The following is a 10313-nucleotide window of genomic DNA, read 5'->3' as shown; positions in this document are numbered from 1 at the left end:
CGGGTGAGCGCGCCGTGGCCGGTGTTCGCGGGTACGGCGGGCGTTGTCGGTGGGGCGGCGTAAGGTTCTGGGAGTGGGACGGCAACGGCCGCTGGGCGGCGCGGTGTTGTCCCCTGCCGGGGGGAAGCGCGCCGCGCACCATGTGCTGGGGGAGCCGAGAGCACGATGACGATGGGGACCATGGGCCTGACGGACCTGAACGACCTGACGGACCTGACCGTGACCGCCGGACCGGCGACACTGTCGGGACTGGCACTGGACCTGCCCGCCCTGCTGCTGGACGAGGAGTTCGGCCGGAGCAGGGTGTGGCGTTTCGAGGACTTCGACTTCCCGGCGACGCTCACGCACGAGCCGACCCGCCGCTTCCTGCGCGACATGGGCCTGCCCGAGGAGCACGCCCTGTTCCAGTTCGACACGGACGTCCCGCTGCCGACCCTCGCCGAGTACTACGCGCACGAACGCCCCGCGTTCCCCGCCGGCCGGCTTCCCGCCGAGGCGGACCGACTGATCCGTCTCGGCCACTTCGTCGAGGGCAACAGCATCGTCCTCGACGGCACGACGGGCGCCGCCCACAACTGGAGCGAGCCCGAGTCCACGCTCTGCCCGCTGCACGCCGACATCTCCACGTTCGCCTTCACCCTCTGGCTCCTCCAGCGGGAGAAGCGCGAGAGGACGGCGACGGGCTGCTGGGTGGAAACCCTCCGCAACGAGGCCTGCGCCGGCGGCTGACCCCCGCCCCGCCCCCGCCCCACGGCGAACACGACCATGGCCGGCCGCTGTACAGCGGCCGGCCATGTCTCACCTGGAGGCCATGGCGGGATTCGAACCCACGTAACTCGCTTTGCAGGCGAGCCCCTGAACCACTCGGGCACACGGCCGGGACGGTGCGATCGTGGTGCTTCGGGTGATTGCTCCGTGCGCGATGAGTCGACCATAGGCGGGGGAGCGGGCGGGGCTCAAGGCGTGGGCGGGGGCTGCAACGGGACTGCCATACGCCGTTCATGAAAGGGCGTGGCATGGGGTGCCTGGGGTGCTCTGGAGTGCCCGGTGTTCGTGGGGGTGCGTGGGGGTTCGTGGGGAAGTAGGGGCGGGGGCGTACGACCAAGGTCGGACGGGGGCCGGGACTCCGGACAGGGGTCAATGTCGGGCACGCCCCTTACGCTGGCGGGCATGAGTGCTCTGAGGCCGCGTGGCACGGACGTCGCGAGGGACGCTGATCCGGTGGTTGTCGGCGAGCGGGCGGAGGGGGTGCTGGGGCGCTCCTACCGGGCGCTCAGCGTCGGCATCGTCTCCGTCGTGCTGCTGATCGCGTTCGAGGCGATGGCGGTCGGGACGGCCATGCCGGTCGCCGCACGGGAGCTGGACGGGGTCTCGGCGTACGGCTTCGTGTTCTCGGCGTACTTCACCACCAGCCTGTTCGGCATGGTGCTGTCCGGGCAGTGGTCGGACCTGCGGGGGCCGCTCGGGCCGCTGACCGCGGGCATCGCCGCGTTCGCCGCAGGACTGCTGCTGTCCGGCACCGCGGGCGCGATGTGGCTGTTCATCCTCGGCCGGGCCGTCCAGGGACTCGGGGGCGGCCTCGTCATCGTCGCGCTGTACGTGGTGGTGGGCCGGGCGTACCCGGAGCGGCTGCGGCCGTCCATCATGGCGGGGTTCGCCGCGAGCTGGATCATCCCCTCCGTCGTCGGTCCGCTCGCCGCGGGCGCGGTCACCGAACAGCTGGGCTGGCGCTGGGTCTTCGTGGGCATCCCGGTCCTGGTTGTGCTGCCGCTGGGGCTGGCGCTGCCCCAGATACGGCGCCGGGCGTCGGGACCGGTCGGCGGCCCGGCGCCCGGCCCCGCGCCCCGGCCCGACGTCCACCCCGCGGTGTCGCCGTCCCCGGACGGCTCCCCGTCACCGGACGGCGCCCCCTCCGGGGCGCACCCCGCCCCGTCCCCGGCGCCTGCCGCCGCCACGGCCGCTGCCTCCGCTCCGGTCCCACCCCCACCCCATCCCCCGTCCCTCTCCCCGCGCCCCTCCTTCGACCGCCGCCGCATCCGGCTCGCCCTCGGTATCTCGGTGGGGGCCGGGCTCCTGCAGTACGCGGCGCAGGACCTGCGGTGGCTGTCGGTCCTGCCGGCGGCCGTCGGGGTGGCGCTGCTGGTCCCGGCCGTGCTGGGGCTGCTGCCGAGGGGGACGTACCGGGCGGTGCGGGGTCTGCCCTCCGTGGTGCTGCTGCGCGGGGTGGCGGCGGGGTCGTTCGTCGCGGCCGAGTCGTTCGTGCCGCTGATGCTGGTCACCCAGCGGGGGCTGTCGCCGACGCTCGCCGGGTTCTCGCTCGCGGCGGGTGGCGGGGCCTGGGCGCTGGGGTCGTGGGTGCAGGCGCGGGCGCGCGTGGAGCCTTACCGGGAGCGGTTGATGACGACGGGGATGGTGGTGGTCGCGGCGGCGATCGTCACCGTGCCCAGTGTGCTGATCGAGACGGTGCCGGTGTGGACCGTGGCCGTCGCCTGGGCCTTCGGGTGCTTCGGGATGGGCCTCGTCATCTCCTCCACCAGCGTGCTGCTGCTCAAGCTCTCCGCCCCGGAGGAGGCCGGCACGAACTCCGCCGCGCTCCAGATCTCCGACGGCCTCTCCAACGCGCTGCTGCTGGCGGCCGGCGGCGCCGCCTTCGCCGCGCTCGGCGGCGGCGCGGCCGGCCACACGGTCACCACGGCCGGCGGCAGCGGCTCCCACCCGGCCGCGTTCGTCGCCGTGTTCCTGCCGATGGCGGCCGTGGCGCTCCTGGGGGCGTGGGTGACGACGCGACTGCGGGAGCGGACCTAGGTGGTACCACTATGACCCCATCGAGTGGTACTGTTTTGGTATGGCTATGAACCTGCGTCTCCGTGATGACCAGACGGAAGCACTCAAGCTGCGCGCCGAGGAGGAGGGTGTCAGCATGCACGCCATAGTGCTCAGGGCCGTGGACGACTACCTTGCTCGGACCGCTCATGAGGCGCTGGTCCGCAAGGCGGCCAAGGAACAGACCGCGAAGTGGGCCGAACTGCTGGAGCGGCTCAAGTGACGTATGTCTACCTGTCGGCAGAGGACGTCCTGGCCATCGCCGAACTCGCGGTCGATGACCAGGACGTCGTCATTCGTGACGCGGGTCTGCTGGAGTCGGCCGTGCACCGGCCCTCCGCCTCGATGTTCGGACAGGAGGCGTACGGCGACCTGTTCGACAAGGCGGCGGCGCTCCTGCAGTCACTCACGATCAACCGTCCCTTCGTCGACGGGAACAAGCGCACGGCGTGGACGTCCTGTGCCGTCTTCCTGGCCATGAACGGTGCGCAGCTCCGACCGGACATCGAGGCCGCCGAACGTCTGGTGATCGCCGTGGCCACCGGGGACATGGATGAGGTCAAGGCGATCTCCGAGGTGCTGCGAGGGCTGGCCGGGCAGCCGGTGTGAGGTGGATCCCATCGCCGGGGGAGCGGGTGTCGTACGCGCGTTGACGAGGTGCCGCCGCCGGTAGGGTGGCCCGGTTGTCATACGTAGCCGAGCCGGCCGAGCCGCTGTGGCAGGGCCGCTCGCCGCTACCCCACCGAGCCGCCCGACCACAGATCACAGACCGGAGACCGTGACTACCTCCCGCCCGTCGCCCAACGCCACCCTCAACGGAGGGCCCTCCGGGCCCGCGCCCATGACCGCTTCCTCGAACCACCACCTCTCACCCGCCTTCCCCGGCCGCGCCCCCTGGGGTACCGCCAGCAAGCTGCGTGCCTGGCAGCAAGGGGCGATGGAGAAGTACATCCAGGAGCAGCCGCGGGACTTCCTCGCGGTCGCGACGCCCGGCGCCGGGAAGACCACCTTCGCGCTGACGCTCGCGTCCTGGCTGCTGCACCACCACGTCGTGCAGCAGGTGACCGTCGTGGCGCCGACCGAGCACCTGAAGAAGCAGTGGGCGGAAGCGGCGGCGCGGATAGGGATCAAGCTGGACCCCGAGTACAGCGCGGGGCCGCTCGGCCGGGAGTACGACGGGGTCGCCGTCACCTACGCCGGTGTCGGCGTGCGCCCCATGCTGCACCGCAACCGCAGCGAACAGCGCAAGACCCTCGTCATCCTCGACGAGATCCACCACGCCGGCGACAGCAAGTCCTGGGGCGAGGCATGCCTGGAGGCGTTCGAACCGGCCACGCGGCGGCTCGCCCTCACGGGTACGCCCTTCCGGTCCGACACCAACCCCATCCCGTTCGTGACGTACGAGGAGGGGCAGGACGGCATCCGGCGGTCCTCCGCCGACTACACCTACGGTTACGGCAACGCGCTCGCCGACAACGTCGTGCGGCCCGTCATCTTCCTCTCCTACAGCGGCAACATGCGCTGGCGCACCAAGGCCGGCGACGAGATCGCGGCACGGCTCGGCGAGCCCATGACCAAGGACGCCATCAGCCAGGCGTGGCGCACCGCGCTCGATCCGCGCGGCGAGTGGATGCCGAGCGTGCTGCGCGCCGCCGACCAGCGGCTCACCGAGGTCAGGAAGGCCATCCCGGACGCGGGCGCCCTCGTCATCGCCTCCGACCAGGAGTCGGCGCGCGCCTACGCCAAGCTCATCCGGGAGATCACCGGCCACGCGGCGACCCTCGTCCTGTCCGACGACTCCGGCGCCTCGGACCGCATCGACGAGTTCAGCCACAGCACCGACCGCTGGATGGTCGCCGTCCGCATGGTGTCCGAGGGCGTCGACGTGCCGCGGCTCGCGGTCGGGGTGTACGCCACCACCATCTCCACGCCTCTCTTCTTCGCGCAGGCCGTCGGGCGTTTCGTGCGGTCCCGGCGGCGCGGCGAGACCGCGTCCGTGTTCCTGCCGACCGTGCCCGACCTGCTCGGCTTCGCGAACGAGATGGAACGCGAACGCGACCACGTCCTCGACAAGCCCAAGAAGGGCGGCGAGGAGGACCCGTACGCCGAGGAGGACAAGCTCCTCGCCGAGGCGGAGCGGCAGCAGGACGAGGACACCGGCGAGCAGGACATGCTGCCGTTCGAGGCGCTGGAGTCCGACGCGGTCTTCGACCGGGTCATGTACAACGGCGCCGAGTTCGGTATGCAGGCCCACCCGGGCAGCGAGGAGGAGCAGGACTACCTCGGGATCCCGGGGCTCCTCGAACCCGACCAGGTGCAACTGCTGCTGCAGAAGCGGCAGGCCCGGCAGATCGCGCACAGCCGCCGGAAGCCGGACGCGGAGGCCGACCTCGTCGAGCTGCCCGCCGACCGCCGGCCCGTCGTCACCCACAAGGAACTCCTCGAACTGCGCAAGCAGCTCAACAGCATGGTCGGCGCGTACTCCCACCAGAGCGGCAAGCCGCACGGCGTCATCCACACCGAGGTACGGCGGGTGTGCGGCGGACCGCCGAGCGCCGAGGCCACCGCGGGGCAACTGCGGCAGCGCATCGCCAAGGTGCAGGAGTGGGCCACCCGCATGAAGTGACGGCGGCACGCGGCCGGACCGTCGGCCGCGCGGGGTACGGGGCGTGGGGGACGACGGCCGCCCGTACGGCGCGCGGGGGTACGGGGCGTGGGGGACGACGGCCGCCCGTACGGCGTGTGGGGATGTCCGCGCGCCGGGCGGCACGCGGTGCGTGTCCGGTGAGGTGCGCCCCTACATTTTGCGACAAATCGAAGTAGTCCGTACCGCTCCTTGACCGGATTCTGGACGGAGTCTTCCGCTCAGCGAACCGGCTCGTCTACTGTCCCGCTACGCAAACGCCCCGTGGCAGCGCCGCCGCGGAGCGCAGCCGTGAAGCGACTCCGCCCGGAAGCCAACCGGGTCCAGCCGATCGGCGGCCTCTGTAGCGCGTCGCCGACGGGACCGGTGACGCATCCCTCGCGAAGGGGGCCGCCGCCCTCACCACGAAGGAGTGGGCGTCGTGACCGCGGAGACCTCTCAGACGCTGGATCGGGGACTGCGTGTCCTCAAACTTCTCGCCGACACCGACCACGGGCTGACCGTCACCGAACTGTCCAACAAGCTCGGGGTCAACCGGACCGTCGTGTACCGCCTGCTCGCCACCCTGGAGCAGCACTCTCTCGTACGGCGTGACCTGGGCGGACGTGCCCGGGTCGGGCTCGGTGTGCTCCGCCTGGGCCGCCAGGTGCACCCGCTGGTGCGGGAGGCCGCGCTGCCGGCGCTGCGGTCGCTCGCGGAGGACATCGGTGCCACCGCGCACCTCACCCTCGTCGACGGCACGGAAGCGTTGGCCGTGGCCGTCGTCGAGCCGACGTGGACCGACTACCACGTCGCCTATCGGGCCGGATTCCGTCATGCGCTGGACCGGGGGGCCGCCGGACGCGCGATCCTGTCGGCCCGTCAGCAGCCGGGGGACTGGCCCGGGTACGCGCTCACGCACGGTGAGCTGGAGGCCGGGGCGAGCGGCGCCGCGGCACCCCTGCTCGGCGTGACCGGCGTCGAGGGCAGCGTCGGGGTCGTCATGCTGGCGGACGCGGTGCCGGAGCGGGTGGGGCCGCGTGTGATGGACGCGGCCCGAGAGGTGGCCGACGCGCTCCGCTGACGCGGGCGGCGGGCCGACAGCGGGCCGAGAGGGCGGGCGGCGCTCCGCTGACACGTGCGGCGGGCGCCCGGCGCCGGGCGGCGGGCCGAGCCGAGGCACCCCCGTGACCCCGGCTCCCCGTGCCCCGGCCCCCTGGCGTCGGCTCCCCGCGACCAGGATTCCGGGGACTCCGCCCGCCCTACGCTCGGCGCTCGCCCCGCGCTGCCTCCAGGGTGCCGGGCGCCTCCAGTGTCTCCAGCCACTCCAGGACCAGCTTCGCGAAGGTCTCCGGCTGTTCCATGGCGGCGTAGTGGCCCGTGCCCTCGATGGCCGTGGCGCGGCCCGGACCGGCGACCGTGGTGGTGAGGCGTTCGGCCATGGCGACGATGTCGGGGGCGTCGAGGGCGCCGTTGACCGCGAGGACCGGGACGGTGATGCCCGCGGCGCGCGCCCAGGTGTCCGTCACCGGGACGTGCCAGTCCGTCTCGCCGAGGCTGTGCTTGGAGACGGTGGCGCGGTTCATCTCCCGCACGCGGCGCACCAGCTCGGCGTCCACGTCGTCCACGGTCCGGTACGGGCCCACGACGGCCTCGGTGGCGACGTCGAGCCAGGTCTCGATGTCCCCGGCCATCAGGGCGCCGTAGTAGCGGGTGACCGAGTCCTTCGTCCAGGGGTCCGTGAACTCGGGCTCGCTGGTGCCGACGTTGCTGACGACGAGGGCCCGTACGAGGTCCGGATGCTCCAGCGCGGTGTCGACCGCGATACCCCCGCCCATCGACATGCCGATCAGTACGGCGGGTCCGGTGTCGAGGTGGCGCAGCAGCGCGGCGAGGTCGTCGGTGAACCGGAACGGCCTGCTCGCGTTGGCCGAGGCGCCGTGGCCGCGCGCGTCCGGTGTGATCACGCGGTGGTGGGCCGAGAGCGGCGGGACGAGATCGCGCCACATACGGCGGTCGGCGAAGCCGCCGTGCAGCAGGACCAGGGGGAGGCCCGTGCCGGTGTCGCCGTAGGCGAGCGGGCCGTCGTCGGATGCGAACGTGTGTACCTGCCATACCTGCGAGGCATCAGTCATGACAACTAAGGTGTCATCTTGCGAGTGGAATGGCAACCCAGGTGTCATCCTGGGCGGGTGACACAGAACGAGAGCGACAACGAGACCGGTACGGCCGCCCGCACCACCGACCAGGACCGGCCGCTTCCGCCGGAGGTCCTCGCCGGGCGGCTGTACGAGGTGTTCGCCGTCCTCGGCCCCCTGTACCGCCGGGTCACCAAGGCCGTGGAGCTGAAGGCGCCGACCGTGGGGCTCTCCATCGGCGTACGGGCCGTACTGGAGCTGCTGCGGGCCAGGGGACCCCTGACCGTGCCGCAGATGGGGCGGACCCTGGCGGTGAGCCGGCAGTTCGTGCAGCGGATGGTCAACGAGGCGGCGGACGGCGACCTCGTCGAGGCCGTCCCCAACCCGGCCCACCAGCGGTCGTCCCTGATCCGGCTGACGGACGCCGGACGCACCGCCATCGACGACCTCATCGCCCGGGAGAGCCGACTGATGGCGCGGGTCGGGGGCGACATCACCGGCGCGGACATCGACACCTGTGTGCATGTGCTCACCCAGATGCTCGCGGTCTTCGAGGACGCCGAAGGGAAGTGAGTTCCGGCACCCCGGCCGGGCCCGCCCCCCCCACCACCCCCCGGCCGGAACCACGCGTCGCGTTAGATTGACCCCGTGCTCTCTCGCCTCTCCCGTCTTTCGCGTCCCGCCGCCGTGGCCGTCTGTGCCGTGCCCGTCGTGGGGCTGCTCGCGACGGTCGCGTTCGCGCCGTTGCCGTTCACCATCGCGCAGCCCGGCATGACGGCGAACGTCCTCGGCGAGAACAAGGGCGAGCCGGTGATCACCGTCTCCGGCGCCCCGACCCGGCGGACCACCGGCGAACTGCGCATGACGACCATCGTGGCCACCGGCCCCGACGCCGACGTCGGCCTCGGCGACGTGCTCGACAACTGGTTCCGCGCCGACCGGGCCGTCATGCCGCGCGACGCGGTCTACCCGAGCGGCGAGTCCGTGAAGGAGATCGAGGAGTACAACGCGGCCGAGATGAAGAAGTCCCAGGACACGGCCACCGAGGCGGCCCTCGCCTACCTCGGTGAGGACGCCGACGACGTCAAGGTCACCCTGCGGCTCGCCGACGTCGGCGGCCCCAGCGCCGGTCTGCTGTTCTCCCTCGGCATCGTCGACAAGCTCGACGGCGACGGCACCGGCGGCGACCTCACCGGCGGCCGGGTCATCGCCGGTACGGGGACCATCGACAGCTCCGGCAAGGTCGGCGCCGTCGGCGGCGTGCCCCTCAAGACCCAGGCCGCCCGCCGTGACGGCGCCACGGTCTTCCTGGTGCCCAGGGCCGAGTGCGCCGACGCGAAGGCCGAGCTGCCGAAGGGGCTCAGGCTCATCCCGGTGACCACGCTGAAGAACGCGGTCAGCTCCCTGGTGGCCCTGGAGACGGGCAAGGGGTCCGTCCCGAGCTGCTGACCCGGACCGGCCGCCGTTCAGGAGGCGGGGCCGCGCACCCGGAACTGCATGAGGCGTTAGGGCCAGCCCGCCTCGGTGTTCCACTGGCTCAACGACAGGTTGAGGTCGTCGAGCGTCGACCCGGGAATGACATGGCCGCCGTACAGCTGCGCCACATGGCTGTCGTCCTCGCTGCCCCAGGCGGTGCCCCGCAGCAGGGTGCGGGGGTGGGCGGTGACCAGGCCCTCGATGCGGCCGCCACCAGCAGCATTCCTCACGGTGACCGCCCACTACAGCGTGCAGATCTGGTACACCGACCTCGACCGGGCGCTCGCCGACGCCCACGGCACCATCAGCCGCACCCAGTGGGCCCGCCGCTTCCCCCGCCTCGACTACGAGCCGCCCTGCCCGCGCCGCACGTGACGAACCCCTCCGCCACCATCCACTCCAACGCCACCTCGTGCGGATCCTCCCCCTCCACGTCGACCCTGGCGTTCAGCTTCCGGGCCACGTCGTTGTCCAGCCTCGCCGTGACGGGCGCCAGGACGCCGGCGATCCCCGGCCACTTCCGCAGGGTCGCGGAGTTGATCTCGGGCGCCGCGTTGTAGTGCGGGAAGAACCGCCGGTCGTCCTCCATCACGGCGAGCCGCATCGACGCGATGCGCCCGTCGGTGGTGTACACCTCCCCGTACACGCAACTGCCCTTCGCCGCCTGCGTGTAGATGATGCCGGTGTCCATCTGGGCGATGTTCCCGGCGGGCAGGCTCATGCCGTACGCCTTCTGCAGGCCCGGCAGTCCGTCCGCGCGGTTGGCGAACTCGCCCTCCACGCACAGGGTGACGGCGCCCGGGTCCCGCGCCGCGAGGGCGGCCACCTCGGAGAGGTTCCTCGTGCCGTACCGGTCGGCGTTGGCGCGGTTCAGGGCGAGCGCGTACGTGTTGTCCAGGGCCGACGGCGGCAGCCAGGTCACCCCGTTCCGCAGGTCCGCCGCGCGCACCGCCTCCCACTGCCGGCGCGGATCGGCGATGGGGGCGCTGTTGCCCTGGTACGTGATCCAGGCGGTGCCCGTGTACTCGTACATGGCGTCCGCCTCCCCGCTGCGCACCGCCTCCCGGGCGCCGAAGGACCCCTGGATGCCGGTCCGGTCGACCACCTCCGCGCCGGCCGCCTGGAAGGCGATGCCCATGACCGCCCCGAGGATCAGGTTCTCCGTGAAGTCCTTCGACGTCACGGTCAGCTCGGCGCCCTCCAGAGGCCGGCCCCGTCCGACGGAGCCCGGCCGCACGTCGTCGGTCATGGGG

Annotated in this window: 12 protein-coding genes and 1 tRNA gene; 9 read left to right on the top strand and 4 right to left on the bottom strand. The window is 72.4% G+C overall.

The window, feature by feature from the left end; all coding sequences use genetic code 11:
• The first annotated feature begins 165 nt into the window (after window positions 1-165).
• On the top strand, window positions 166-729 hold the full coding sequence (locus GSY65_RS14065) for an SUKH-4 family immunity protein (RefSeq protein ID WP_236579783.1): 564 nt from the start codon (window positions 166-168) through the stop codon (window positions 727-729).
• A gap of 74 nt (window positions 730-803) precedes the next feature.
• On the opposite strand, the gene GSY65_RS14060 is transcribed toward GSY65_RS14065, so the two are convergent.
• Window positions 804-878, bottom strand: a tRNA-Cys gene (locus GSY65_RS14060).
• A 292-nt stretch (window positions 879-1170) separates the two neighbouring features.
• On the opposite strand from GSY65_RS14060, the gene GSY65_RS14055 reads away from it, so the two are divergent.
• The 5 genes from GSY65_RS14055 (at window position 1171) to GSY65_RS14035 (ending at window position 6530) form a co-directional block, all read left to right on the top strand.
• Window positions 1171-2805, top strand: coding sequence for an MFS transporter (locus tag GSY65_RS14055; protein ID WP_159767992.1), 1635 nt, complete (start codon window positions 1171-1173; stop codon window positions 2803-2805).
• A 40-nt stretch (window positions 2806-2845) separates the two neighbouring features.
• The gene (locus GSY65_RS14050) at window positions 2846-3046 is read left to right on the top strand and encodes a ribbon-helix-helix protein, CopG family (RefSeq protein WP_159767990.1); all 201 of its coding nucleotides are present in this window, start codon (window positions 2846-2848) and stop codon (window positions 3044-3046) included.
• Window positions 3043-3432, top strand: coding sequence for a type II toxin-antitoxin system death-on-curing family toxin (locus tag GSY65_RS14045; RefSeq protein WP_159767988.1), 390 nt, complete (start codon window positions 3043-3045; stop codon window positions 3430-3432). Before GSY65_RS14050 ends, GSY65_RS14045 begins: the two co-directional genes overlap by 4 nt.
• Before the next feature lie 232 nt (window positions 3433-3664).
• The gene (locus GSY65_RS14040; RefSeq protein ID WP_159767986.1) at window positions 3665-5449 is read left to right on the top strand and encodes a DEAD/DEAH box helicase; all 1785 of its coding nucleotides are present in this window, start codon (window positions 3665-3667) and stop codon (window positions 5447-5449) included.
• Window positions 5450-5888: 439 nt separating this feature from the next.
• Window positions 5889-6530 carry an IclR family transcriptional regulator gene (locus tag GSY65_RS14035; protein WP_055715537.1) on the top strand — a complete coding sequence of 214 codons (642 nt, stop codon included), beginning with the start codon at window positions 5889-5891 and terminating at the stop codon, window positions 6528-6530.
• 178 nt (window positions 6531-6708) lie between these two features.
• Here GSY65_RS14035 and GSY65_RS14030 read toward each other — a convergent pair whose 3' ends face one another.
• Window positions 6709-7581, bottom strand: a complete 873-nt coding sequence (locus tag GSY65_RS14030) for an alpha/beta fold hydrolase (RefSeq protein ID WP_159767984.1) — start codon at window positions 7579-7581, stop codon at window positions 6709-6711.
• Between the two features lie 57 nt (window positions 7582-7638).
• On the opposite strand from GSY65_RS14030, the gene GSY65_RS14025 reads away from it, so the two are divergent.
• Window positions 7639-8157 carry a MarR family winged helix-turn-helix transcriptional regulator gene (locus GSY65_RS14025; protein ID WP_159767982.1) on the top strand — a complete coding sequence of 173 codons (519 nt, stop codon included), beginning with the start codon at window positions 7639-7641 and terminating at the stop codon, window positions 8155-8157.
• 75 nt (window positions 8158-8232) lie between these two features.
• Window positions 8233-9033: a S16 family serine protease gene (locus GSY65_RS14020; protein ID WP_159767979.1), complete on the top strand. Its 801-nt coding sequence runs from the start codon at window positions 8233-8235 to the stop codon at window positions 9031-9033.
• Window positions 9034-9089: 56 nt separating this feature from the next.
• Here GSY65_RS14020 and GSY65_RS14015 read toward each other — a convergent pair whose 3' ends face one another.
• Window positions 9090-9290, bottom strand: coding sequence for a hypothetical protein (locus GSY65_RS14015; RefSeq protein WP_159767976.1), 201 nt, complete (start codon window positions 9288-9290; stop codon window positions 9090-9092).
• A 1-nt stretch (window position 9291) separates the two neighbouring features.
• Here GSY65_RS14015 and GSY65_RS14010 point away from each other — a divergent pair, with 1 nt between their 5' ends.
• A complete protein-coding gene (locus GSY65_RS14010; RefSeq protein WP_159767973.1) occupies window positions 9292-9435 on the top strand; it encodes a hypothetical protein in 144 nt (47 codons plus the stop codon).
• Here the strand turns inward: GSY65_RS14010 and GSY65_RS14005 are convergent.
• Window positions 9365-10309, bottom strand: a complete 945-nt coding sequence (locus GSY65_RS14005; protein ID WP_159775930.1) for a glycine betaine ABC transporter substrate-binding protein — start codon at window positions 10307-10309, stop codon at window positions 9365-9367. The genes GSY65_RS14010 and GSY65_RS14005 overlap by 71 nt on opposite strands.
• Window positions 10310-10313 lie beyond the last annotated feature (4 nt).

The organism is Streptomyces sp. HM190, assembly GCF_009857135.1.
Classification (GTDB): domain Bacteria; phylum Actinomycetota; class Actinomycetes; order Streptomycetales; family Streptomycetaceae; genus Streptomyces; species Streptomyces heilongjiangensis.
Note: the sequence above shows the minus strand (reverse complement) of the source record. Positions and strands in the feature narration are given on the sequence as shown.

Bases quoted from the DNA above. Each gene is read 5' to 3' on its own strand.
- GSY65_RS14065 (WP_236579783.1), top strand. From the start codon at position 166: ATGACGATGGGGACCATGGGCCTGACGGACCTGAACGACCTGACGGAC.
- GSY65_RS14055 (WP_159767992.1), top strand. From the start codon at position 1,171: ATGAGTGCTCTGAGGCCGCGTGGCACGGACGTCGCGAGGGACGCTGAT.
- GSY65_RS14050 (WP_159767990.1), top strand. From the start codon at position 2,846: ATGGCTATGAACCTGCGTCTCCGTGATGACCAGACGGAAGCACTCAAG.
- GSY65_RS14040 (WP_159767986.1), top strand. From the start codon at position 3,665: ATGACCGCTTCCTCGAACCACCACCTCTCACCCGCCTTCCCCGGCCGC.
- GSY65_RS14030 (WP_159767984.1), bottom strand. From the start codon at position 7,581: ATGACTGATGCCTCGCAGGTATGGCAGGTACACACGTTCGCATCCGAC.
- GSY65_RS14005 (WP_159775930.1), bottom strand. From the start codon at position 10,309: ATGACCGACGACGTGCGGCCGGGCTCCGTCGGACGGGGCCGGCCTCTG.